Source organism: Paraburkholderia oxyphila NBRC 105797, from assembly GCF_000685075.1.
GTDB classification, from domain to species: Bacteria; Pseudomonadota; Gammaproteobacteria; order Burkholderiales; family Burkholderiaceae; genus Paraburkholderia; species Paraburkholderia oxyphila.
The window spans coordinates 40,849-65,374 of record NZ_BAYD01000006.1; the positions used below are offsets into that span (position 1 = coordinate 40,849).

Here is a 24,526-nt window from a genome sequence, read left to right on the forward strand (position 1 = left end):
CTGTCGACCCGGCCGGCGCGCATGGCGGTGGTGGGCAGAACGGAGTGTCAGGTTCAGCGGGTGGCGGATCGGGCATGGCGAGCGGAGGACCCGGCAGGGAGCACGGAGAAAAGATCAAGGGAAAGTCCCAGGCAGCGACGTTGCTACACTAGCGACCAGAACAACCGGGGGCAAACGTGGCGGCGGACGGACATATATTCCAGATCACGCAGGCAGCAGCACTGATGTGCGAGCACCTGCCCATTCCAGACAGCTTCGACTTCATCTCCATACTGCACGACTGGCAAGACCTTGCTGGTGCAGTCATCGGCGCGCTGATGGGCGTCGTCGGTGCGCTGATTGTGGCAACACGCGGTACGCGAAGAGAACGCAGGATTGCTGCGAGCACCGTGTTTCCCGAGATCTACAGCCTTCGAGCCCAGAACGACCAGATCGTTGCGGCCGTGAAGGTAAGCCACCTGACGAAGGCGCGTAAGAAGCGCCTTGTCTGCGACATGCTGATCAGGGCCCGCCCGGCGATAAACGCACTTCACAGCGCGGTCGTCACGCAGCTATATGACATTGATACGAGGCTCTTTCTCCATATCATCAATGCTCATCGAACGCATGAAGAGTTTGAGCCACGACTTGAACAATATCGGGAGGCACGCAACGAAGCGCGCGCGCCGCATCCCTCACCCGAGGACGTTTCCGCGTCGGAGCTAAAACTGGACTTCTGCGCTTCACAGGCAACGTGGGCATGGGATCGCTGCGTGGAACACGCAATACTTGCGAACTACTACCTCGACCGGTTCGTCTTCAGTCCGTGGCCGAACTGGATTTTCAACTTGCACATGCGCTTCTTTCCTAGCGACTTTGACCGGCGCTCGAAATACGTCCTGGATCGGGGCGAGCTCCTCAGTGAAGCGAACGAGACAACGAAGCCTGCGCTCGATGAGCGAACGCCAATCTAGGTATAGACTTCGCCTGCGTCAGGCGTCGAAGAAGCGCACGAATTTCGCGCGTTCGAGCTCATCGTTCGTGAAGGTCGTGCTCAGTGGCCGGGTCGAGCCGCCGATGTAGCGCACGTTCTCAATCGCCTGGGGCGGCTGCGGAATCGCTCCATTGTCATTGCGCGGACGCAGTGCCTTACGCCCGCTTGGATTGACCACGAACAGGCCGAAGGTGTCGTCTGCCTCTGCGGCTGCGACGATCTCCCGATTGATGTGCTCGTCGGCAAAGCCGTAGCCGATGGTCATGAGCCGCGTGCCGCGTTCACGCAGGCGTTCGCGGAACTCGTTGGCGTACTGCGCCAACAATGCTGATCCGGCAATCGTCTCCACCTTGCGCGCACCCATCACTAGCAGGTCATTGCCGCCCTCGCTGCGCCAGTTGACCGAGCCATGCAACTTGAAGATCGGCTGGCCTCGCGGCTCCACAAGATACTGGGCCTGCGGCCGTGGTCGCCACTCTGCGGCAAGCTTTTCATCGGGACGCGCCGCCCAGAAGTTCGGCGGCACCTGCATACCGGGATACTGGATGCCCACCCGAAGGTCTCCCGTGTAGAACAATTCGAGAAGCAAATCCTGATTGAGCGTGAAGATGGCGTCGAAGCGGGCCAGAAAGGCGGCGATGCTGCGCTGGACGAAGTTCGAGCCATTGCCCTGAAACTCCATTCCGGGAAGGTCCGCGAGCATGGAGTCCATGTCGTTGAACGAAGCCTTGATTGCACGCTCGAGTGCGTCCAGCCGTTCACGCTGCGCAGGTTGCTGGTTCTGACGCCACTCATGTTGCAGGTCCCCTAGAACCTCTTCGAAGTTCGGATTGTCGGTGAGCCGCTTGCAGAGGTCCCGGTCATCCGCGAGGCGGCTGATCAGGTCATCGGCGAGTTCGCCCGCGAGCCACCCGCCCCAGTTGCGGGTAAAGCCCGCGCCGAGCATAAGGAGGTGCGCCATCCGGTTTCCCCTGACGATTCAGTCTGCCCATTCTACCCGTCCGGCTGAACGTGATTCCCGGCGAGCGCTTGTGCTCAACGCTCGAAGGCCCGTTGGCGGGTCGGAGCAGCCGTTCGAGCGTCCAACCGCGTGCTTCGGCGAGTGTCGGCAGATGGCCGAACTCGGAAATAGACGTTGGTTGTCGGACGCCCTGACGGACATCAGCCTCGAACTTCGGTAGCCAACCCACAACTGCCTTTCATCCCGATGCGAGGGGTACGGCGCGTTGCAAACGGGAACGGCCATTCGTGCGGCGTCTAGGTCGGCATGGGCTCGGCGATTCCGGAAGCGCGCTGCGGGACGAGCGTAAGCGGCGGGCCGAGAAAGCGCTTGCGCGAGCATTGAAAACAGCAGATCGCCCCGCGTTTAGATCGGACTGGAGTAAGAAATGTGTGGCTAGTAATTCACAGAAATTCTCTTGGAACGGGCTTGTCTAATCAGTTCCAGGAAGCTAAGAAGTACAGGCGATGAGTCCTCCATACGATAAAGACACGACAACTCAATCTGCTTAAGAATCGGGGATTTGAGCCGCTTGTAAACCACGCCGGGAAGTCTCAAGTTCGCCGCTGACTCAGTGGTAATGCACAATCCGAACCGGCTCGCTACTAGCGCGATGCACGTAACGACATCTTCGACTTCCTGCTCGACACGTAGCGTGTAGCCCTCAGTCCGGAACGCTGTTGCCACTTCCTGCGCGAGTCCATGAACCGGGGCATTCGGATAAAGAATCATGGGCTCATCGTCCAGATCCTTGAGCGTGATGTATTTTCTTTCTACTAGCGGATGCGAGTCATATAACGCGACAAGAAAATCCTCACGTTGTACCCAGTCGACGGCAATGTCGGGTTCCTGAGGAACCAGCCTGTTAAATCCGATCGTGATGCGGCGATCCCGCAATGCAGCAATTTGCTCTGCCTTCGACATGTTATGCAGGCCAATCTTGACCGTCGGGCGCTGCGTGTGGAAGTCGGCGAGTAGCCGTGGAATCACGTTCAAGACACCGGAACTGAAGATTCCAACGTCGAGCCTACCTATCAAGCCCTGACCAGCCAACTGCGCCTGCTCGGAGGCGCGGCTGGATAGCGCCAGGATATTTGGTACTTCCGCGAGTAGTGCACGACCAGCATCCGTCAGCTCAGCTCCCTTGGTCGTCCGCACAAAGAGCGCTGTACCCAGTTCGTCCTCCAGCGCCTTGATGTTTCGGGTGAGCGGGGGCTGCGTGATGTGGAGCCGGTCAGCAGCGCGGCCGAAGTTTAGCTCCTCGGCCAGCGCAACAAAATAACGCATCTGCTTGAGTTCCATCGCAGCAGTCTCCGTGACACAGCACGACATCCTATACCGAATCGGTATCGCTTTCTCGAAATATAGCATTGGACCGTGCTTGTCTCCTGCCGCACTATGCAGCCATATAACGCATCCAGTATGTGGGTGTTGAACGGAGACGCGAAGTGATCATCAGTAACCAGCATGAAGTTACAGAAGCAGTGCTGTCGGAGCTAAGCCGCGCCCCAAGCGCACGGTTTCGGGAAATTATGTCCGCTGCCGTACGGCACCTGCACGCGTTTGCGAGGGACGCAAGGCTCACAGAGGCTGAATTCCATCAAGCGTGCGCCGTCATCGCAAAACTCGGGCAGTTGAGCACCGAGTCCCACAACGAAGTGGTGTTGATCGCGGGGTCGCTGGGCCTGTCATCGCTCGTATGTTTGCTCAACAACGGGGACAACGGCCAGACAGATACCACCGCGAACCTGATGGGGCCGTTCTGGAGAATGGATTCCCCGAGAACCGATAACGGCGGGTCGATAGTGCGTTCGCCGACGAGCGGCACCCCGATCTTCGTCAACGCCTGGGTACGCGACTCTGACGGGCGCCCTGTCGAGGGGGCTGAAGTCGACGTTTGGCATACGTCTTCGGACGGTTTCTACGAGAACCAGGACCCGGAGCAGGCCGACATGAACCTGCGCGGAAAGTTTACGACAGACTCCGACGGGCATATCTCGTTTCGTAGCGTCAAACCGGCCGGATATCCGATCCCGCTGTCGGGGCCGGTCGGTGAGTTGCTGCGCGCACAGGGGCGCCACAACATGCGACCCGCCCACATCCATTTCATGATTTACAAGCCGGGATTCAAGACACAGTTTTCCCAGGTGTATTCCAGTGATGATCCGAATCTTGAGACAGACGTCCAGTTCGGCGTAACTCGTGCCCTCGTCGGACAGTACGTCCTGCACGATGGTGAGCAGGCGCCAGCGGATGACGTGCGCGGCAAATGGTATTCACTTGATCACCATTTTGTCATTGAGGCAGGTGAAGCGAAGCTCCCGAAGCCGCCCATTACGGGAAAGGCAAGTGGCGAACGGCCCGCGCAGGTCATCCTTGAGAGGACCGCCTGATGCAAGCCGAACCGCAGCTTCCGCGCGATCTTGCGCCTCACGGCGTGCTGCGGGCAGCAATCAATCTTGGCAACACGGTGCTGGCCCAGCGTCCGGATCCGGGGAGTGATCCAACAGGCGTATCGGTGGACCTCGCTCGGGCCTTAGCAGTCCGGCTTGACGTGCCAGTCCAGTTCGTCGTGTACGACGCTGCTGGCAAAGTCTTCGATGGTCTCGCGAATGACGATTGGGATATCGCGTTCCTGGCCATTGATAGCAGTCGCGCCGAACAGATTACCTTTTCGCCTCCCTATCTGGAGATCGAAGGGGCTTTTATGGCACGCGTCGATGGACCATTTCAGAGATGTGCCGATGTGGACAGGAAGGGCGTGAAGATCGCGGTCGGCAAGGGAAGCGCTTACGACCTCTTTCTATCGAGAAGTCTGGTGTCCGCGGAGCTGGAGCGATTTCCCACTTCCAGGGAGTCCTTCTCCCAATTCGTGGCGCAAGAACTCGACGTATTGGCTGGGGTGCGTGAGGTCGTAAAGGGATTCGCGGCATCGTCTCCCCAACTTCGAGTCTTTCCCGAGAGCTTCATGACCATCCGGCAGGCCATTTGCCTGCCAAAGCACCGGTCGACTGGCGAGAGGTTCGTTGCAAATTTTGTCGAAGAGATGAAGGCGGAAGGGATTGTTGCCGCGTCACTCGAGCGTAGTGGTCAAACGGCAGCAACTGTCGCGCCACCCGCATCTGAATTCTGATCCGTGAGGAAGTAATGCCAATCGTACATATATCACTTGTCGAAGGGCGGGACGACGAGGCAGTCAAGGCATGTGTCAAGGCTGTCGCCCGAACCGTGCACGAGACGCTCGGCGCACCGTTGGAGACGATTCGCGTCTACGCGACATCCGTGCCTGCAATGCACTGGGCTGTTGGTGAGCAAACCAAGGATGAGCTAGCGGCCGCGCGGCACAACCAGTCCCGGGAGCAATGAGAATGATGCCGCAGCAAATCGAAAAGGCAGCTATGGCGCTGGCCGAGGCGGCCCGTACGGGCAAATACATTGCGCCGTTACGTGAGACATACGAGCAGATGTCCGTTGAGGACGCGTATGCGATTCAACGGATGAACACCGAAAGGCGCGTTGCTGAGGGCAGACGCATCGTCGGATGCAAGATTGGGCTGACTTCGGTTGCAGTGCAGAAGCAGCTCGGTGTGGATCAGCCCGACTTTGGCGTGCTTTTCGACGACATGGGATATGGCGATGGCGAGCCCATCCCGGCGTCGATACTTTCGCAGCCGAAGGTCGAAGCTGAGGTCGCGTTCGTGCTCGGCCGCGATATCAAGGTAGCTAGTCCAGGACTACAGGATGTTCTTCGTGCGGTCGAATATGCCCTACCCGCGCTTGAGATCGTGGGTAGCCGGATTGAAAACTGGAACATTCGTATCACGGACACGATTGCCGACAACGCATCTTCATCGCACTACATACTCGGGACAACGCCTCGCCAACTCTCTGAGTTCGATCTGCGCATGTGCGGCATGGTGATGGAACGTCGCGGAGACCCCGTATCGGTCGGAGCAGGGGCAGCATGCCTCGGCAATCCTCTGAATGCGGTGGTGTGGCTCGCAAGAAAGATGGCCGCGCTCGGCACTCCGCTGTCGGCAGGTGACCTCGTCCTTTCCGGTGCACTCGGACCCATGGTTGCTGTGGCGCCAGGCGACATCTTTGAGGCGCGCATTAACGGTCTCGGTTCCGTGCGGGCAGTGTTCGAATCCAGTTCAAGCGAGGTGAGTTGATGAGCAACCTGAACGACTACGCGACGTTGCTCGACGACGCAGCGAGGGAAGTGAGAGAAGTCGGCCAGTTCGATCCTACGGGGCGACTCTCGCTGGCCGATGCGTACGAGATCCAGTCCCTCTCCATTAAGCGGCGTGTTGGTCGCGGTGAGCGGCGCGTCGGTGTGAAGATGGGCTTCACCAGTCGGGCGAAGATGGTGCAGATGGGATTGTCCGATGTGATCTGGGGTCGCCTGACCGACGGTATGCAGATTGAAGATGGTGCCTCAACCAGTTTCGCGCGCTTCGTCCATCCCCGGGTTGAGCCAGAAATTGCGTTCGTCCTCAAGCGCCCGCTCGAAGGCAACGTTACAGGGCCACAGGCGCTTGCTGCTGTTGAGGCGATCGCGCCTGCACTCGAGATCATTGATTCGCGCTACAAGGAGTTCAAGTTCTCTTTGCCCGAGGTCATTGCAGACAATGCGTCGTCGAGCGGATTTGTCGTGGGCGCATGGCAGAGCCCGACGATCGACTTCTCAAACCTCGGCCTGACGCTGAACATCGACGGGCGGGTTGTCCAGGTCGGCTCGACCGCAGCATTGCTCGGCCACCCGCTGCGCTCGCTGGTTGCCGCTGCGCGATTGTCTGCGCTAGCTGGTGAGCCGTTGCAGGCCGGATGGATCGTGATGGCGGGTGGAGCGACACCTGCGGAATGGATCAAGCCCGGTCAATACGTCTCGCTCGACATGGAGCGAATGGGCACTACTGGTTTTCACGTGCAGGAGTGACGCCATGCCCATTGCGCTGATCAAGATCCTTGAGGGCAGAGGTATCGAAAAGAAGCGACGACTGATCGAAAGCGTATCGCGCGCGATGGCCGAATCTCTCGATATGCCGATTGATGGCGTACGTGTACTGGTGGACGAGGTCCCGCCCGATTGTTGGGGGCGCGGAGGGAAAACGGTTGCGGATCGAGTTGTAGAGGGAAGCGCCACGCTTCCAAAAGGTTGACCGCAGAAAGAGGAGCTGGGAATGGGTGACAGGGTGAAGGTAGCTATCATCGGGCCGGGGAATATCGGTACGGACCTGATGATTAAGGTGATGCGCAACAGCACCAACTTGGAAATGGGCGCGATGGTGGGCGTCGATCCGAAGTCAGATGGCCTTGCACGCGCGCAGCGCATGGGCGTCGCAACGACGGCGGAAGGCATTGATGGCCTGCTCAAGCTCGAAGTGTTCAAGGATATCGATATCGTCTTTGATGCGACGTCGGCAGGTGCGCATCGTCGGCATAACGAGGTCTTGCAGGCAAACGGAATTCAGGTAATCGATTTGACCCCGGCAGCGATTGGTCCGTACGTCATTCCGTCCATCAATCTCGAGGCTGAAAATGCACCCAACATGAACATGGTGACGTGCGGCGGACAGGCCACCATCCCAATGGTCGCTGCAGTTTCCCAGGTCGCCAAAGTTCACTACGCGGAAATTGTGGCCTCGATCAGCAGCAAATCTGCAGGCCCGGGCACGCGCGCAAACATCGACGAATTTACCGAAACGACGCGGAGTGCAATTGAGCAACTGGGTGGCGCCACTCGCGGAAAGGCCATCATCATCCTGAATCCCGCCGAGCCGCCGCTCATCATGCGGGATACGGTCTTCGTCCTGTCCGATCTCGTCGATACCGACAAAGTCGAGGAAAGCATCGCGCGCATGGTGGCGAGCGTGCAGGCTTACGTGCCTGGCTACCGACTCAAACAGAAAGTTCAGTTCGACGTTATCCCGCCCGAAAAGCCGCTCAACGTACCGGGCATCGGCCCCCAGCATGGACTGAAAACGTCGGTCTATCTCGAGGTGGAAGGCGCGGCACATTATCTGCCCTCGTACGCGGGCAATCTCGACATCATGACCTCGGCGGCGTTGGCGTGTGCAGACATGATGGCGAAACGGCGGATCGCGGCTGGTATCGCGCGTGGGCACAAGGAGGCCGCATAATGAATTTCGCAGACAAAAAGCTGTACATTTCCGATGTCACGTTGCGTGACGGTAGTCACGCCGTGCGTCACCAGTACGGAATTGACCATGTGAAGGCAATTGCGTGTGCCTTGGATCAGGCGGGTGTCGATAGCATCGAAGTCGCTCATGGCGACGGTATCGAAGGATCGAGTTTCAACTACGGCTTTGGCGCGCATACCGACGTCGAGTGGATCGAAGCCGCGGCCGCAAGCGTGAAGAACGCCCGGATCGCAACGCTCCTGATCCCTGGTATTGGCACGATCCACGATCTGCGCAACGCGTTCGATGCTGGTGCAAGCGTAGTGCGGATTGCGACGCATTGCACGGAAGCAGACGTCTCGCGTCAGCACCTCGAGTATGCACGTGAAATTGGCATGGATGCCGTCGGGTTCCTGATGATGAGCCACATGACAACTCCGCAGAAGCTCGCGGAACAGGCAAAGCTGATGGAAAGCTATGGTGCGAGCTGTGTGTATGTGGTTGACTCCGGCGGCGCCCTCGGAATGAACGATATACGTGAGCGCTTCCGTGCGTTCAAGGACGTCCTGAAGTCCGAGACGCAAACGGGAATCCACGCGCACCATAACCTGAGCCTCGGTGTGGCGAATTCGATTGTTGCGGTCGAAGAGGGCTGCGACCGGATTGATGCCAGTCTCGCGGGGATGGGTGCGGGTGCAGGAAACGCGCCGTTGGAGGTATTCATCGCCGCAGCCGAACGCCAGGGATGGCACCATGGCTGCGATCTTTACCGGCTCATGGACACGGCGGACGATATTGTCCGGCCTCTTCAGGACCGGCCCGTGCGGGTCGATCGGGAGACCCTCGCACTCGGCTACGCTGGCGTCTATTCGAGCTTCCTGCGGCACGCGGAACTTGCGGCTAGCAAGTACGGGCTCAAGACCGTGGATATTCTCGTTGAGCTCGGCCGCCGTAAGATGGTCGGCGGCCAGGAAGACATGATCGTCGACGTTGCACTCGATTTGCTTAAGGGCAAGGCGCACGATGAGCAGCATGCCGAGCCAGTGATGAGCGAGGCAGGTTGACATGTCGCGCCGCTATTCACTCGCGCCACTGACCGCAATCGAACTGGCGCCGCCTGAACTAGTCGAAGCAGCGCAGCGCACCGGCTACGACGCAGTTGGATTGCGTCTGAGCCCCTTCCGGGCTGGGGAGCTGCAGCATCCGATGTTCGGGGACGCCCCTATGCTGCGCGAAACGGAAGCCAGGTTGCGGGATACAGGACTGTCAGTCCTCGATATTGAGGTCCTGTTTCTGACCGGGCAGCGAGACATTCAAGAATTCAAGCCCGTGTTCGAGACGGCCGCCCGGCTCGGCGCGCGGCACGCATTGACGCTGATCGATATTCCTGATGTTGCGCATGCGTCTGCCCGTTTCGCCGAACTGTGCGAACTCGCAGCGCCGTTCGGACTGACGTGTTCCCTCGAGTTTGCGGCATGGCTGGGGGTGGGTACTGTTCAGTCGGCACTTCAGGTCGTCCAGACAGCGGGTCAGACGAACGGCGCCGTCCTGCTTGATCCATTTCACCTGTTCCGCAGCGGAGGCAGTGTTTCTGATATCGCCGGCGTTCCGACACATCTTCTTCCCTATGCACAGTTCTGTGACGCCAGCAGCGCCGCGCCTGCGACGTTAGCGGCGATCTCTGAGGAAGCACGCTTCGACCGCAAGCTGCCAGGTGAAGGGGGGTTGCCGCTAGCCGATTTCGTCAACGCGTTGCCTGCGGATATCCCATTGGGGCTCGAGGTCCCCAACCGGATACTTGCGGCCAGTATCGGACTGGATGAGCGTTTGCGTCGGACGCTGAATGCAGCAAAAGCCGTTGTCGGGCCGCTACGGAACTGAACTCACATTTTTAAGGAATGGCAATGAAGGTTCTCATGCTTCATGGCATCAATCACAACATGTTCGGCAAGCGTGATCCGGTTCAATACGGAACGGTCACACTTGCCGAAATTGATGCGGAGCTTCAATTCCTGGGAAAAGAACTGGGCATACAGGTCGATTCGTTCCAGACGAATAGCGAAGCGGCCATGTGCGAGCGCATTCATCGTGCATTCGAAGATCATGACGATGCCGTGCTGATCAACGCAGGTGCATGGACACACTACAGCTACGGGATTCGGGATGCGCTCGCTATCCTTACTTGTCCCGTCGTCGAATTGCACATGTCGAACATACATGCGAGGGAGCCATTCCGGCATCACTCCGTATTCGCCGATGTTGTCAGAGGGCAGATCTGCGGTTTTGGGGTACAGAGCTATCTTCTGGCTCTACGTGCGGCAGTCGCCGAGATCAAATAAGACGGATCTACGCAGCAATTGATCTCAGTTGCTGGTCGATTAGTTCAAGCATACTGAATTCGCTTCGCGCGATTAACCGAAAGTTATAGGTTAGAGGTATTTCGGCATACGACAAGGGCAGCGTTTGTCTTTAGCATCTGCTCAAGTGCTTTCTGGCCGTTCGGGACTAGAGGCTGGTTTGATTTGCAAAATCGCGAGTGCGTTGTAACTGAAGAGGCGGCACTATCTGTCAAAAAATCGATGAGATATTTCAAATAGAGCGTAATTTTTAATTCGCATAACTAAATTAATTATTAAGAAATTTAACATGGCTATCGAGCCTTCAGGAGGAGATCGAAATGAAGAAGTGTCTAACGTTCGCGTCGCTGATGCTGGCAGTACCCTGCGCTTACGCCCAAAGTAGCGTTACGCTGTATGGCATTCTCGATGAAGGCGTGATGTTTGTAAATAACGTGGGCGGCTCGACTGGCGGCAAGCGCGTCTCGCTTGATTCGACGAATGGCATCAACGGCAGCCGGTGGGGCATGACGGGCAAGGAAGATCTCGGCGGTGGCCTCCGGGCCATCTTCACGTTGGAAGGTGGCATCAACCTCAACAACGGTCAGATGGCTCAAGGCAACACTTTCTTCGGCCGTCAGGCGTTCGTCGGGTTGAGTCACAATACGCTTGGAAGTCTCACGCTCGGTCGCCAGTACGACATGATCACGTACTTCCTGCAGCCCTTCACTTCGCAAGGGTCTCAGGCCGGCTCAACCGCGTTTCAGCACCCGGGCGATATCGACAACACGGGCAACTCGGTGCGCGTGAACAATGCAATCCGCTATATGAGCGGCAACTATGCGGGTGTCACGTTCGGCGGCGAATACAGTGTGGGCGGGCAGGCGGGTAACGTCACCGGCAACAGCGGATACTCGGTCGGCGCCAACTACGCGATGGGCCCGTTGAGCCTGGGCGCGGCTTACGCCTATTTCAAGAACCCGACGTCTGCGACTGCAGGGTCAGGATTTTTCACTGACAATGCGAACGGATCGAATTTCTTGGCGAACTCGCTGAACCGAGGCTACATCAGTGCGTCTGCGTGGCAGGTGGTGGGCGCTGGCGCGGGCTACACCATCGGTTCCCTTTCGCTGACCGCGGCATGGAGCAACATCCAGTACGCTGGTCTTGGCGGGACCTTCGCCGACTCGATGGCGCGTTTCAACAATTACGACTTTACCGCACGCTACATGGCAACCCCGTCGCTGGCGCTTGCTGCGTCCTACGACTATCTGAATGGTGCGGGTGTCGCTTTGGCAAACGGAAAGACGGTCGGCAACCAGCACTACAACCAGATTGCTGTCCTGGGCGACTATTTCTTGTCCAAGCGCACCGACGTGTACATGGAGGGTGCCTGGCAGCGTGCTTCGGGTACGTCCTCGACGGGCACCGCAGCGGTAGCCGACATCGGCAACCTCGGCGACTCCGCGAACAATCACCAATTCGTTGTTCGTTTGGCTTTGCGCCACAAGTTCTAACAGAAGTCCGCCAGTGGGGACCGCGTCAGTTGCAACTGGCCGGTCCCCACGTTCTAGCTTCAAGTGATTTGCCGCTTGAGGATGTGAGCCTGTTTGCGTGTGGCGTCCATCAGCAATGACGCATTGCGAGAGGGCGGTACGAATTTCGAATAGACAAAAGTCGATACGAACTCCAGTTCTTCGACAAGTGGTCGGACGTCGACATCGGCACGCGCGGCAGAGAATTCGTCGATAATCGCGAGCCCCAGCCCCCCATTCACAAGCGCGAGCGCCTGCTCTGCCCGGGTGATATCCACGACCGACGTCAATTCCACATTCGCTTGCTGGCATGCACGCGCAATCATGGTTCCGCTCGGAATGTCACGTCGATACAGGATCATCCTCTCGTCTGCAAGATCAGCCAAGGAAATCGCCTTTTTGCGCGACAGTTGATGGCGACGCGGCATCACACAAACCATTCTTCCACGCAGGAATGGTACCGATTCTAGGTGCTCATGTTCGATCGGGAACGCCGACATCGCAATGTCAACAGTCTTGCTCAGAACCTCCTGCGGCATGTCTCTCATTAACGATGTATGCCAGTCGATGCTTAGCCCTGGCAACTGCTTCTTCAACGCGAGGATTGCTGGCGCGACCACTGACGTAGCGAGCACGTCGCTGCATGAAACACGCAGCAGACTCGTCGGTCCGAGCGCAAGGGCACGCGCGAATTCGTCGACACGCAACGCAGCCTGATAGACCTGTTCGACCTCGCGAAAGAGTGCGTGTGCTTCGTCGGTGGGGACCAGCCGGCTCTTCGTCCGTTCAAATAGCCGCAGCCCCAACGTCGTTTCCATGTGGGACACGAGTTTGCTGACGGCGGGCTGGGTGACGAACAGCATCTTTGCGGCTGCATTGATCGAGCCGGTGAGCATCACAGCGCGAAATACTTCCATCTGCCTGAGTTTGAAGCGCATCGGTGTCAACGCCGGCTAATAACCTGAGGCTATAGCTTACCGTAGTTCCGGCATAGCACAAGGCGCGAGGACTTCCCTACTATTGGTTACGGGACAGGGGCGAGCTGCCGTCCCGATTCAAGGATGTTTTGTGGAACAGCGTCCGGCGAGATTGTGCAATGCAGCAGGCCGGCGCAAAAAGATGGCACATAGCCAGAAAAATCTGGAGACACGATGAACCCGATGACTCACTCCCCGGCCGCGCATCCCCGCGCCGCGGCAACCACCCGACGCTCCCGCGCGCGATTCGGCATTCTCGCGCTGCTCGTTGTTGGGACGATGATTAACTATCTGGACCGCAGTGTCGCTGGCATCGCCGCGCCGAGCATGAGCCACGATCTAGGGCTGACACCTGCGCTGCTTGGCGTCATCTTTTCCGCATTTTCGTGGACCTATACGGCGTCCCAGATTCCCGGAGGCGTGCTGCTCGACCGCATCGGAACAAAATGGACCTACTTCTTCGCGCTCACCCTGTGGTCGCTCTTTACAGGACTGCAGGGTCTTGCGCTGGGCTTTGCGTCACTGCTGGTCATGCGCCTGCTGATTGGCATCTTCGAAGCGCCTTGCTTCCCCACGAATAGTCGTGTCGTTGCGATATGGTTCCCCCAAAGCGAGCGGGCGCGAGCCACCGGAATCTACACGTTTGCCGAATATATCGGTCTCGCATTCCTCAGCCCCTTGCTCTTTTGGCTCGAGCACCGGTATGGATGGCGTGCGCTGTTCGGGATTGTGGGGACCGTCGGCGTGCTATTTGGAGTCGTGTGGGCCCTGAGTTTCCGTGAGCCCCATCAATCGAAGCGTGCCAATCAGGCTGAACTCGACTACATCGCCGGTGGCGGCGGCGTGGTGGACGGTAGCAAGCAACACACGCATTTCCGGTGGTCTTATGTTGGTGCACTCCTGAAGCGCCGCAGCATGGCCGGTATCTGCCTCGGGCAGTTCGCATGCAACTCGACCAACGTGTTCTTCCTGACTTGGTTTCCTACCTATCTCGCGACCGAGCGCCACATGCCGTGGCTGAAAGTCGGCGTCGTTGCAGTGCTGCCGTTCATTGCAGCGTCTGTCGGCACACTGGCGGGCGGATGGATCTCGGACGCGCTACTGAGCCGTGGCGTGTCGCTGAACTGGTCGCGAAAACTCCCCGTCATTTTCGGTCTGCTTGCAGCGTCGACGATCGTCTTGGCTAACTACGTGGATTCCACTACGGCCGTGATTGCCATCCTCTGCTGCGCCTACTTCGCGCAAGGCATGTCGGCGCTCGCCTGGATGATCGTTTCAGACATAGCACCGAAGGGTCTCCTCGGCTTGAGCGGCGGGATATTCAATCTGTTTGCCAACGCCGCAGGGATAGTTACGCCGCTGGTGATTGGCCTGATCGTCAATGCCACGGGTTCATTTGTCTATGCTCTCGCTTTCATTTCCGCAGTGACCTTGATTGGCGCGCTCTCCTACATCTTTATCGTCGGCGACATCAAGCGCATCGAATTCGACGAACCTATTGCTTAACGAAGGGACATAGCATGAATCAGACTTCTCTCGCCGACAAGGTAGCCATAGTTACGGGTGGCGCTCGTGGAATCGGGCTTGCAATCTGCCAAAGGCTCAAGGCCGATGGTGCTCGCGTCGCGGTCTGGGATATCAATATCGATGGGTGCGACGTGCATCACCTTGGTTTTGCACCGGACTATGTTCAACAGGTTGATGTGTCGTCACTCGGCTCAATTGAACAGGCCTTTGCGAATACCGTCGAGACGTTGGGACGGGTCGATATCCTGGTTAACAACGCTGGGATCAACGGACCGATTGCGCCGTGCTGGGAATACCCGGTCGAAGCCTGGGAGCGCGTGCTGGCCGTCGATCTGAATAGTGTGTTCTACGGCTGTCGGGTCGCAGTACCGCATATGAGAAAACACGGTGGCGGACGGATCATCAATGTCGCCTCCGTTGCAGGCAAAGAGGGCGTGCAGTTCATTTCCGGCTACTCAGCGGCCAAGGCTGGTGTCATCGCGTTCACGAAGGCAGCAGCGAAAGAACTGGCAAAGGACAATGTGCTGATCAACTGCGTCGCGCCGGCGATGGTCGAAACGGAGCTGTTCGCTGAGATGTCGGCTGAACATATCCAAGCCAGCAAGGCAAAGATTCCAATGGGCCGCTTTCTTCAGGCTGATGAAGTGGGCGCCATGGTCAGCTGGATAGCGAGCCCGGCATGTAGTTTTACGACTGGGTTCACGTTCGATCTGACAGGTGGGAGGGCAACATATTGAAACCGCAAATTGGTGTAGCGCATCTGACTGCGCTCGATCTCAACCCCGGCACGTTCGTAAAGCAGGCCGCGAAAGCTGGCTTTAGCTCTGTCGGTCTGCGAGTCGTACCGGTAGCTCCAGGCGCTCCCGCTTATCCAACCAAGGTTGGTAGCGCCGAACATCTTGAATTGCGTCGCTTGCTGGAAAGCGAAGGCATGGAACTGCATGACATCGAATTCATTCAGATCAAGCCGGATATCGATGTGTTGTCATATGAATCCATACTCGAGGCGGGAGCAGATCTTGGTGCGCGCGCGGTGACCGTGTCGGGAGATGATTCCGATTTCGCTCGACTGACGAAAAATTTCGGGGAGATGTGCGACCTGGCTGCTCGCTTTGGCTTGCGGGTCGACATCGAGTTCATGAAGTGGCGCCACGTTGGGACGCTTCAGCAGGCGTGCGCTGTCGTTGACGGCGCGGGCAAGACAAATGGCGCCGTGCTCGTCGATGCGTTGCATCTGTCGCGATCTGGCGGGACGCCCGATCAGCTGAAACGACTGCGTTCGGATATGGTCCGCTCCGTTCAGCTTTGCGACGCAGCCGCGCAAGCGCCTCGTGACGATGAGGCGACGATTGCGGAGGCCCGCGGCGGACGGTTATTCCCTGGTGAAGGGGTGCTGCCGCTTGTCGAACTCCTGAGGGCGCTCCCATCAGGACGTGACACTGCAATAAGTGTGGAAATGCCTTTTCCGTCACTCGAATCCGAGGCGCGTCTAGAGCTTGCGTGGCAGAGTGCGATGGCAACGCTTGAAAGAGCCGGGAATTAGCTCCAGTAAGCGTCCAGGGAGAGGATGCGATTCGGGCTCACGGATTTCGCCGAAGCGCTTTCTCCGCTGTTCGCATCCTTCTCTGGCGAAGATTCTCGAGCATCGGAGTCACTTCCCGACCAGACATTCAGCCCGTCCACATACCAATGGCAGCAAGGCGGTCGACCTGAGTCGACCGCGTGGCGCCGGAGGCGGAAGTTGGCGGCGGATTCAATCGGTCGATGCAACACCTAGAATCTGTGTGAGCAACGGAGGTGTTGCCATGAAACAGAGACCGAAGATCTACTATTCCGAACGCCAGAAGGCATTGATGTGAGGCGCTGGAGATTCCCCATTCTCTGCCCGCGCCCAATAGTCGGAGGATTGCGACCTAAATGCTGACGACGTTCGAGCGCTCCAGGTGCCCTTCGCCTTCCGCAATCAGTTCAGCGGCCATCTCCAGCACTTCTGCGAGCCTGAACAGGATCTGTTCATGCCACTCGCCGTCCTCATCCGTAGGCGGAGCCGGTTGCGCGAGGCTTTCGATCAGGGAGTTGGCCGTTTCGCGGAAGGGCACCGCACGGTGGTAGCTCAATACCGCCACCATCGCGTCGTCGGTCGCGCCTTTGACCACACGCACATACTCATCGGCATGATCATTTGGCGGCGTCTGCGTCGCTGCGGCGAGACGGTCAATTCGCGTCTGTCCGTGCGATCCGAGTTGCAGCGCGCGCTGCTGGAGGCTCGCATACTGCTCGCGCAGTTCGGTTTCAGTGAGCATCGGGATATCCGCTAGTTCCATATTCATGGACGGCATTTTACGGCACCCGAAAAAGAGACCGCCGAGTTGCCCCGGCGTTCCTCCAGAAACAACCCCGCTCGACGGGGATTCACCTATCGCCGCTCGAATAGGTGGCGGCAGGCCCGTGCGCTCGCGCAGTGATTGTTCGATGCGGATCAGACAGGGTCGTGTCACGTCCGACACGAGGGCGCTGTAGCTCAGTACCTTCTGGCGCGGCGCGGCCGTCTGGAAGTTCTGGGGCCTATACGCCCAGTTGCTCCGGCGCTCGGGCAACACCTCGGCAGTCGGGAGGTAGTTGATGATGCGCATGAGCAGCGTCGCCAGCGGCTTCACGCCGTCGCGCGTGTCTTCAAGATCCGCAGTGATCGCGGGCAGCATCGCTTTTGCGCGCATCGTCAGTTCGGCAGTTGGCTTTACCCAGTGAAGGCAACGGGGGGAAGCCGCTAGACAAGCGGCGGAAACGGCGTTCATTTCGTTTCGTCAGCCGGATGCATAACCCAGGGTGCTCGGAAAGCACGCAATCTTCACGTCGCTTTTGAATTGCTTCGAGTCAACGCTTCAACGGCTTTCGGTAGCCGCCACGGCACGTCCGAATATTGCTCAACGAGAAAGTCCAGGAATGCGCGAACCTTCGGCATCCGATGTCGCCCATGGGGATACACTGCAGATAACGGCACCGGGTCGGGAACGATAAAATCAGGCAGCACGGGCACAAGCCACCCGTGCTTGAGGGCCTCGTCCGCGATCATGTCCGCGGTCCGCGTGATCCCTCCGCCCGCCTGCGCGATCCGTAGCGCCGTTTCTGCGTTGTCAACCGCGATAGGCCGACTGAGCTCGACCTGGGTGATTTGCCCGTTCTGAAGCAAAGGCCACCTGAACGGCGGACGAAGGCCGTGGATCACACAGTCGTGTTGCTCGAGATCGTTCGGGTCATTGGGTATTCCGCGTCGGGCTAGATAGGCCGGAGACGCGTACAAGGCGCGCTGGAGCTCTGCAAAGCGACGGGTCACCAGCGATGGGTCACTGACCGCACCTGAGCGAATGCCAACGTCAGCATTCTCGGCAAGGAGATCTATCACCCGGTCGGTAACCGACAGTTCGATTTCAACATCAGGAAAGCGCAAGCGAAACTCGGGTAAAGTCCGCGCTAACTGATGAAAAGCGAAGCCGCTCGCGCAATTGACGCGCAAACGCCCTCGGGGCTTTTGCCCGGATTGAGAGACCTCCGCTTCTGCATCTTCGATCGAAGCAATGATGTCCCGCGCCCGGAGATAGAAGGTTTCGCCCTCAGTGGTCAAAGCGATCTTTCGTGTTGTCCGCTGCAGCAGCGTTACCCCGAGGCGATCTTCTAAACGTGATACCAGCTTGGATATTGCCGAGGGGGTCAGTCCGAGGTCGGCTCCGGCAGCGGTGAAGTTGCCGCGATCAACGACATGGACAAAAGCCTGGAGATCATGATCCATGTTTAAGCGCCCGATTCACCAATCACCTGTTTGGAAGCGTAATTTACCCCCTAACCAGCAGTAATCATACTGCTGCCGGTCCGACGTCGTGATAGGGGGGAACCACGTAGTGTGATTGTTTTCCAGGTGGGCGCTGGCAAGAACAGGTCTGGGCAGCGTTCACTCGATCAACGCTGCACCCGATTTGCGCTTGGTTTAAGCCTCGCTTTGATCAAGAAACTGACGCGAGACGTCCACCGCGCGACGCACATATTTCTGATACCCCATTTTCGCCACTGACGGCTCTCCGGGAATTTCAAGTGCGTATACGATGTCGTCGGGAAGGGCGGACAAAATGCCTTTCACATCAATCCCACCCTCACCTGGAAAGAGACGCTCACGGCGCCCATGGTAGATCAGGCCAGCGAGATCCGGCGGGTGTGCCGCCGGGACGTCGCAGACCTGCGCCCACCGAAACCATCCAGATGGTAGCGTCCGCAGGAATTCCTTGCTGGAGAACGAACGATCAAAGTGGAGCAGGTCGATGAGTATGCTCGCATTCGAACGATTGACCTCTCGTAGTACCCTTGCTGCCTCGACAAGGCCGGGTGTCTCAGTCCAGGAAACGAACTCAAGGCTCACGTTCAGATTGAGCGGCTTCGCTAGATCACACAACGAACCAAAGCGGTCAGTCGCGCGGTGTCGATCCGGGTCGGGCAGCTGTGCGACGACATGTCTTGCACCAAGCTCCGCGCCGGCTTCGAGAAAGTCTCGATAGTGGAGATGATCCCTAGCGGGGTCCATGCGGGCAACTTCGATATCCCAGACCTGAACACCGGTGTCGGCAAGACGCGCCTTCGTCTCCCGCATGAGCGCCCGATCGTTGGCGAGATCGTAGAGCGTTTCTTCCGGCGTGGTCCGGTTAAGTCGAAGTCCCACGTACTGGTATCCGGCGTCGGCAGCAGCCTGAACGAGTTCAGGTGGGGTGAGACCCAAAGCGGTCAAATGAGCAAGCGAGTAACGATGCTGCATTGTCTCTTCCATATATGCGTTCTGCACCCGGCGCTTTCCTGACGACAGCGCCGAATGAACTCGATCTGATGAGCGGTGACCCGTCGGCACACAGCGTTTTGGTTGCCGACCGCCTGGCCGACTACCGCGCCCCCACGGCCTCAATCTCGGCGTAAGAGCCTCGTTCGATATCGTCGATCAGCGAGAGCTGCTTGCGTCCCCAACCGAGGTCATCATGGGCGCGAGTGGCGCGAACTCGGCTATTCGAGCCGAAGCTGAGCGTCGTCATCATCTCACCGTATTGCTCGATCGCTTCCGGGATGCTTAGGCTGCCAGTTGCCCCATTGAAGCCAAGCAAGCGGCTGATCGCTTCAGCGATTTCGCGCATCGAGCATTCGCCATTCTCAGCGTAGTACGATTTTCCCGCTTCTGACCGCTCCAACACTGCGACGTAAAGGTCGGCGAGATCTTCGATGTGGACGTTAGACCAGCGGTTCAGTCCTCGACCAACGTATTTGCCTTCGCCGAACTTTTTCGCGGCCTTGATCATCTGCGGTACTTGCGCACTGGCGGGATTCAAACCGGTGCCGGTCCCATAGACCATCGTGGGCAGAATGACAGCGGTTCGGATGCCTCTGGATGCCGCGCCGAGGACGATTTCGTTCAATGCGGCACGACCCGCGCGGGCCGGCAAGACCTTCAGCGGCGTGTCGTCGTTGTAGATCGCCTCCGTGGCTTCACCACCTGCGCCGTCGGCAATCACCCCTGAGCCGCTGGTCTGGATGAACGGCTTGTCGCTGCCTTCGAGCGCTTCGAGGAGGGCATCGACTGCACCACGATGGTCAACGTTTGCGGCGTTGATCACGCCGTCCACACCAGATGCAACTTCGCGGAGCAACTTGGAGTCATCGAGGAGGCCCGCAACGGGCTCAATGCCTCTTTCGCGAACCGCAGCCAGATCATTGTCCGGATGGATCAGACCAACGACCTGGTGACCAGCGGCCATAAGTGCCGTTGCAACGGACCCGCCGATGTAACCCGTGGCGCCTGTCACAAATACTTTCATGAAGCTTCTCCTATTTCATTGCCGATTTCGAGCGGCTGTTTTCCAGTTAAATGAGTGGTCGTGGGCTCGTAGCCCGCCTGCTTAAAGCGATCGTGGCGAGAGGAGTGAATACTCGGAGGGACCCCGGGTGCTGCCGACTTTCTCCGGCCCTCGACGGATGCCGCACCCAGGTTTCGATCCGAGATGAGGTCGCTCACAGGAGGAAGACCGCGATGCCCAGCCCATCTGGCGAAGTCGCCGCCCGTTCTCTCTGCGCGCGCTGCCGCTTGGCATCTGGCTATTCCGGCCTTCGAACTTCTCCAACCTCTTTGCAGCATGCTATTACTGCTTGGTGGCGGGATAAATCCACTTTCTGGAACAAGATTGATGAACTGAATTCACAAACCGGAGTTGGATCGATCTGTGAACCCAGTTCATCAATGTTGTTCCTCTGACTAGCTTTTTTGTGCAAAGTAAAGGCAATACGATGGAACCGCTAAGAACGGAGACGATTGCGTGGATTTCTGCCACTTCGAATGCCGCGCCTTTGCCACTGCCAAGGGGGGATTGCGTGGAGCATCGCCGTGTGGGAAGGGGAAGGGGGCCGTTCTATTCCGTTCGGCCATCGTCGCGGCTCAGTGACCAGGAAGACCGCAAATGATCAGTAAAGGAGAATCAATCGTGGATGGAGACAAACTGCAGCGCCTGCTTGACGTCGAGGAGATCAAGCGACTTAAGGCACGATATTGTCGGTACATCGATACCAAGCAGTTCGACGCACTGAAAACCCTCTTCGCGGACGACATTCGCTTCGATGGTTTCGGCTCCGCACCCAATGGTTCAGACGGTGCTACGTTTATCAAGGGCGTCACCGCCCGTCTGAAAGGCGCGGTGACGTTTCACCATTGCCATATGCCCGACATTGTTTTTCTTGGTCCAGACCTCGCGCGAGCGGTTTGGGCGATGGAAGACTACATGGAGTGGGACGAGCCCATCGGGTTGCCCGATGCACCTCAAGCACGAGGCATGCAAGGTTTCGGTCACTACGAGGAGGAGTATTGCCGCGTCGATGGCATTTGGAAGATGCGTCATCTGCGCCTGCGTCGCCTCCGCGCAGTGCCCCTCCGGGCCGATCATCCCAAGCAAACGTCCCCAACGTGGCCGACGGACGCTGATTGGCTACCCGCGCCTGAAGAAGGCTGATTCCTGATCCTCATGCGGGATTAGATTCCGACAGCCCCCGTACTCACTAACACACACAAACAGGAGATAACCATGACCAAACCGATTTATATCTTGAATGGTCCCAACCTCAATCTGCTCGGAATCCGGGAACCCCACCTTTATGGACACACGACGCTCGCCCAAGTTGAGCAGCGATGCCTCGAGGCCGCGAAACGGCTCGGGCTGCAGATCGTTTTCAAGCAGTCGAACGTAGAAGGTGAACTGATAAATATCATTCACGAGGCGCGCACGGAGGCAGCAGGAATTGTGATCAATCCTGCTGCCTATTCGTTTACGTCGATTGCGATCCTTGATGCGCTGAAGGCCTCCGATCTACCGGTCGTCGAAGTTCACGTGACGAATATCCACAAACGCGAGTCGATCTACCACAAGTCACTCGTTTCGCTGGCTGCGGTCGGGGTGATTTGTGGGCTCGGTCCGCTGGGCTACGAGCTCGCGCTTGCATCACTGGCCGAGGAGCTTGAAGTAAAGCAGTAAGTTCGACGTTTCACCGGAGTTTGAATAGAGCAGATCAGCGTGAACTATGTCAGCCGAGCGGTTCAAACACTGCGCTTGAGGCGGCAGAGATGGACCATGACAGTTCCGCTCAAATGATTTCCCCCTAGACGGCGCGCAGATCGCTCAAGGAGAGAAATCTCAAGCGGCAAATAAATTTAATAATTAGTAATACTTGATATTTAGATATCTATCTAAGGAGATCAGAATGAAAAAGACAACTTTGGCACTGGCAGTCCTTGGCGTGATGGCAACGGAGGCTCACGCTCAATCTAGCGTCACCCTGTACGGGATTATTGACGAGGGCGTCCAGTTCCTGAACAACTCTGGCGGCACCACAGGTGGCAAGAAAGTAACGCTGGATTCGACGAGCGGAATTAACGGTAGCCGTTGGGGCTTCAAGGGCTCAGAGGATCTGGGCGGCGGACTGCAGGCGATCTTTACGATGGAGTCGGGAATCAACATCAACAACGGGCAGTTCGCGCAGGGTGGGACGGCGTTTGGACGTCAGATTTTTGTCGGTCTGAACAGCACAAAGGTTGGTAGCCTGACGTTCGGTCGACAGTACGATTCGATCACCTACTTCCTGCAGCCAGTCACATCGCAGGGTGCGCAAGCGGGCTCGACTCTGTTCATCCATCCCGCAGACCTAGACAATACGGGGAACTCGCTGCGTCTGAACAACTCCGTCAGATATATGAGCCCCAACTTCGCGGGCGTGACCTTTGGCGGCACTTACAGCCTGGGTGGGGTCGCAGGCAACACCACAGCGAACAGCGGCTATTCGGTCGGCGCTGCGTATTCCAACGGTCCGATCCTGCTTGGTGCCGCGTACGAATATTTCAAGAATCCAACATCGGCGACAGCGGGGTCGGGATTTTTTACCAGTAACGCGAATGGCGCCTCGGTATTGGCTAACTCCCTGAACAAGGGATATGCGAGCGCGACTGCGTATCAGGTCTTCGGCGGCGGCGCTGGATATACCATCGGCTCGCTCTCACTGACGACCTCCTACACGAACATCCAGTACGCCAACCTGAGTGGAGCCTTTGCTGGAGGTACGGCCAGATTCAGCAACGTCGACGTGGCAGCGAAATATGCCGTATCGCCCTCTCTCTTCGTGATGGCAGCGTATGACTACCTCAAGGGGTCGTCCGTCACCCAAGCCAACGGTCAATCCGTGGGCAACCAGCACTACAACCAGGTCAGCCTGATGACTGATTACTTCCTTTCGAAGCGTACTGACGTGTATCTTGAGGGCGCATATCAAAGAGCTTCTGGAACATCGTCCACTGGCGCAGGCGCGGTTGCCGACATCGGTAATCTTGGTGATTCGACAAACAATCACCAGTTTGCCATTCGAGCCGCATTGCGCCACAGGTTCTAGAACATTGACGTCGCGATAGCACGAGCGTGACGACGTCTTCACCACTACTCAGGATTCAAATCATGAACAAGCTAGACTTGCAGGATCGTGTATGTGTTATCACCGGCGGCTCGGGCGGCATCGGTTTTGCGATTGCCGAGCGATTTATCGTATCGGGAGCCAAGGTTGTTTTGTGGGACGTCAACAGTGAAGCCGTGACGGCCGCCGCCGAGAAGCTCCGCGCATCACTCGCCTCGAAAGTTGACGTTACCGATCAAAAAAGTGTGGCCGCAGCCGCGGCCGAAGCGCATGCGAAGCTTGGGTCGATCGACGTTCTCATCAATGCAGCAGGCATCAACGGCTCGATAGGCCCGGTCGAGTCCTATTCGATCGATGACTGGCGTCGGGTCATTGACATCAACCTGACCGGTCTGTTCATTTGCTGTCGCGAAGTCGTGCCATACCTTCGAAACACCCGCCACGGTCGTATCGTCAATCTCTCCTCGATGGGTGGCAAGGACGGTAATCCCAATCAGGCAGCGTATGGCGCATCGAAAGCTGGGGTGATCGCGTTGACGAAATCTCTGGGCAAAGAACTCGCGGACACGGAGATCCGGGTCAACTGCGTGACCCCGGCCGCTATTGAATCGGACATGCTGCAGAAGATGACCCCACAGCAACGCGCGTTCGTGCTGGCGAAAATTCCACTGGGCCGTCCCGGACGCCCCGACGAAGTCGCATCGATGGTCGCCTGGTTGTCGACCGAAGAGTGCTCGTTTTCGACGGGCGCGGCGTTTGATCTCTCGGGTGGCCGCGCAACGTACTGAGCGACCCCGGAACGGACGCGGGTCCTATTGCTTCGGATCGGCTGTGTCTAATGGTGGCGCACTTCAGAAGCCGTGATTTGGCTTCGACGCGCCCAGCCTCCGCGCGATCATGAGAACTGGATGGCGACATCCGGTTGGGCGCGTATCGACCCGTCTCCCCGGCACTCTTGCTTGCGTCTTGACTGTAATTCATAAATGTTGTGCCGAAACGCCCATTTATCCTTGCGGCGAGCAGGAATAAAGTGACACAAATGGCAACCGAATCAGAAGCTCGCTGCAG

General features: G+C 58.0%; 26 protein-coding genes. 19 read left to right on the forward strand and 7 right to left on the reverse strand.

Translation table 11 applies throughout. From position 1 onward, the window contains the following. Window positions 1–176 precede the first annotated feature (176 nt). Entirely contained in the window at window positions 177–953 is a 777-nt protein-coding gene (locus BO1_RS05190) for a hypothetical protein (protein ID WP_156992138.1), read from the forward strand. An 18-nt stretch (window positions 954–971) separates the two neighbouring features. Here BO1_RS05190 and BO1_RS05195 read toward each other — a convergent pair whose 3' ends face one another. Together BO1_RS05195 and BO1_RS05200 are read right to left on the reverse strand one after the other, a co-directional pair. Continuing rightward, complete coding sequence (locus BO1_RS05195) at window positions 972–1,934, reverse strand: SIR2 family protein (RefSeq protein ID WP_028216649.1); 963 nt, start codon at window positions 1,932–1,934, stop codon at window positions 972–974. Between the two features lie 435 nt (window positions 1,935–2,369). Further along, window positions 2,370–3,275, reverse strand: coding sequence for a LysR substrate-binding domain-containing protein (locus tag BO1_RS05200; protein ID WP_028216650.1), 906 nt, complete (start codon window positions 3,273–3,275; stop codon window positions 2,370–2,372). A gap of 146 nt (window positions 3,276–3,421) precedes the next feature. On the opposite strand from BO1_RS05200, the gene BO1_RS05205 reads away from it, so the two are divergent. The 11 genes from BO1_RS05205 to BO1_RS05255 all read left to right on the forward strand — a co-directional run bounded on the left by BO1_RS05205 (window position 3,422) and on the right by BO1_RS05255 (window position 11,969). Beyond that, on the forward strand, window positions 3,422–4,366 hold the full coding sequence (locus tag BO1_RS05205; RefSeq protein WP_028216651.1) for a dioxygenase family protein: 945 nt from the start codon (window positions 3,422–3,424) through the stop codon (window positions 4,364–4,366). Beyond that, the gene (locus tag BO1_RS05210) at window positions 4,366–5,106 is read left to right on the forward strand and encodes a transporter substrate-binding domain-containing protein (RefSeq protein WP_028216652.1); all 741 of its coding nucleotides are present in this window, start codon (window positions 4,366–4,368) and stop codon (window positions 5,104–5,106) included. The genes BO1_RS05205 and BO1_RS05210 overlap by 1 nt, the downstream gene beginning before the upstream one ends. Before the next feature lie 14 nt (window positions 5,107–5,120). Beyond that, on the forward strand, window positions 5,121–5,339 hold the full coding sequence (locus BO1_RS05215; RefSeq protein WP_028216653.1) for a tautomerase family protein: 219 nt from the start codon (window positions 5,121–5,123) through the stop codon (window positions 5,337–5,339). A 2-nt stretch (window positions 5,340–5,341) separates the two neighbouring features. Then, window positions 5,342–6,145: a 2-keto-4-pentenoate hydratase gene (mhpD, locus tag BO1_RS05220; protein WP_028216654.1), complete on the forward strand. Its 804-nt coding sequence runs from the start codon at window positions 5,342–5,344 to the stop codon at window positions 6,143–6,145. Continuing rightward, complete coding sequence (locus BO1_RS05225; protein ID WP_028216655.1) at window positions 6,145–6,912, forward strand: 2-keto-4-pentenoate hydratase; 768 nt, start codon at window positions 6,145–6,147, stop codon at window positions 6,910–6,912. The genes mhpD and BO1_RS05225 overlap by 1 nt, the downstream gene beginning before the upstream one ends. Window positions 6,913–6,916: 4 nt before the next feature. Next, window positions 6,917–7,135, forward strand: coding sequence for a 2-hydroxymuconate tautomerase family protein (locus tag BO1_RS05230; RefSeq protein WP_028216656.1), 219 nt, complete (start codon window positions 6,917–6,919; stop codon window positions 7,133–7,135). A gap of 21 nt (window positions 7,136–7,156) precedes the next feature. Continuing rightward, window positions 7,157–8,116: an acetaldehyde dehydrogenase (acetylating) gene (locus BO1_RS05235; RefSeq protein WP_028216657.1), complete on the forward strand. Its 960-nt coding sequence runs from the start codon at window positions 7,157–7,159 to the stop codon at window positions 8,114–8,116. Continuing rightward, window positions 8,116–9,180, forward strand: a complete 1,065-nt coding sequence (gene dmpG, locus BO1_RS05240) for a 4-hydroxy-2-oxovalerate aldolase (RefSeq protein WP_028216658.1) — start codon at window positions 8,116–8,118, stop codon at window positions 9,178–9,180. The genes BO1_RS05235 and dmpG overlap by 1 nt, the downstream gene beginning before the upstream one ends. Before the next feature lies 1 nt (window position 9,181). Then, window positions 9,182–9,997, forward strand: coding sequence for a sugar phosphate isomerase/epimerase family protein (locus tag BO1_RS05245; protein ID WP_028216659.1), 816 nt, complete (start codon window positions 9,182–9,184; stop codon window positions 9,995–9,997). 23 nt (window positions 9,998–10,020) lie between these two features. Then, on the forward strand, window positions 10,021–10,455 hold the full coding sequence (gene aroQ / locus BO1_RS05250; protein WP_028216660.1) for a type II 3-dehydroquinate dehydratase: 435 nt from the start codon (window positions 10,021–10,023) through the stop codon (window positions 10,453–10,455). Window positions 10,456–10,793: 338 nt separating this feature from the next. After that, entirely contained in the window at window positions 10,794–11,969 is a 1,176-nt protein-coding gene (locus BO1_RS05255; protein ID WP_156992140.1) for a porin, read from the forward strand. A 59-nt stretch (window positions 11,970–12,028) separates the two neighbouring features. Here BO1_RS05255 and BO1_RS05260 read toward each other — a convergent pair whose 3' ends face one another. Beyond that, the gene (locus BO1_RS05260; protein WP_043283858.1) at window positions 12,029–12,925 is read right to left on the reverse strand and encodes a LysR family transcriptional regulator; all 897 of its coding nucleotides are present in this window, start codon (window positions 12,923–12,925) and stop codon (window positions 12,029–12,031) included. 213 nt (window positions 12,926–13,138) lie between these two features. Here BO1_RS05260 and BO1_RS05265 point away from each other — a divergent pair, with 213 nt between their 5' ends. The 3 genes from BO1_RS05265 to BO1_RS49750 are packed head-to-tail and all read left to right on the forward strand — an operon-like array spanning window position 13,139 to window position 16,034. After that, complete coding sequence (locus BO1_RS05265) at window positions 13,139–14,470, forward strand: MFS transporter (RefSeq protein ID WP_028216663.1); 1,332 nt, start codon at window positions 13,139–13,141, stop codon at window positions 14,468–14,470. 14 nt (window positions 14,471–14,484) lie between these two features. After that, window positions 14,485–15,228 (forward strand): SDR family NAD(P)-dependent oxidoreductase, encoded by a 744-nt coding sequence (locus tag BO1_RS05270; protein WP_028216664.1) that lies wholly within the window; start codon window positions 14,485–14,487, stop codon window positions 15,226–15,228. Next, entirely contained in the window at window positions 15,225–16,034 is an 810-nt protein-coding gene (locus tag BO1_RS49750; RefSeq protein WP_043283859.1) for a sugar phosphate isomerase/epimerase family protein, read from the forward strand. The genes BO1_RS05270 and BO1_RS49750 overlap by 4 nt, the downstream gene beginning before the upstream one ends. Window positions 16,035–16,404: 370 nt before the next feature. Here the strand turns inward: BO1_RS49750 and BO1_RS05280 are convergent, their stop codons facing one another. The 4 genes from BO1_RS05280 to BO1_RS05295 all read right to left on the reverse strand — a co-directional run bounded on the left by BO1_RS05280 (window position 16,405) and on the right by BO1_RS05295 (window position 20,334). Further along, window positions 16,405–17,286 carry a hypothetical protein gene (locus BO1_RS05280; protein WP_156992144.1) on the reverse strand — a complete coding sequence of 294 codons (882 nt, stop codon included), beginning with the start codon at window positions 17,284–17,286 and terminating at the stop codon, window positions 16,405–16,407. A gap of 53 nt (window positions 17,287–17,339) precedes the next feature. Then, complete coding sequence (locus BO1_RS05285; protein ID WP_028216666.1) at window positions 17,340–18,278, reverse strand: LysR family transcriptional regulator; 939 nt, start codon at window positions 18,276–18,278, stop codon at window positions 17,340–17,342. A gap of 195 nt (window positions 18,279–18,473) precedes the next feature. Beyond that, window positions 18,474–19,289, reverse strand: coding sequence for a sugar phosphate isomerase/epimerase family protein (locus tag BO1_RS05290; RefSeq protein WP_028216667.1), 816 nt, complete (start codon window positions 19,287–19,289; stop codon window positions 18,474–18,476). Window positions 19,290–19,410: 121 nt separating this feature from the next. Beyond that, on the reverse strand, window positions 19,411–20,334 hold the full coding sequence (locus BO1_RS05295; protein ID WP_028216668.1) for an NAD-dependent epimerase/dehydratase family protein: 924 nt from the start codon (window positions 20,332–20,334) through the stop codon (window positions 19,411–19,413). Between the two features lie 636 nt (window positions 20,335–20,970). On the opposite strand from BO1_RS05295, the gene BO1_RS49755 reads away from it, so the two are divergent. From BO1_RS49755 to BO1_RS05315, 4 genes are all read left to right on the forward strand, one after another. Then, window positions 20,971–21,516, forward strand: a complete 546-nt coding sequence (locus BO1_RS49755) for a nuclear transport factor 2 family protein (RefSeq protein WP_052409361.1) — start codon at window positions 20,971–20,973, stop codon at window positions 21,514–21,516. Window positions 21,517–21,588: 72 nt separating this feature from the next. Continuing rightward, a complete protein-coding gene (aroQ, locus tag BO1_RS05305) occupies window positions 21,589–22,035 on the forward strand; it encodes a type II 3-dehydroquinate dehydratase (protein WP_028216669.1) in 447 nt (148 codons plus the stop codon). Between the two features lie 226 nt (window positions 22,036–22,261). After that, window positions 22,262–23,440 (forward strand): porin, encoded by a 1,179-nt coding sequence (locus BO1_RS05310; RefSeq protein ID WP_028216670.1) that lies wholly within the window; start codon window positions 22,262–22,264, stop codon window positions 23,438–23,440. Window positions 23,441–23,502: 62 nt separating this feature from the next. Continuing rightward, the gene (locus tag BO1_RS05315; protein WP_028216671.1) at window positions 23,503–24,246 is read left to right on the forward strand and encodes an SDR family NAD(P)-dependent oxidoreductase; all 744 of its coding nucleotides are present in this window, start codon (window positions 23,503–23,505) and stop codon (window positions 24,244–24,246) included. The last annotated feature ends 280 nt before the right edge of the window (window positions 24,247–24,526 follow it).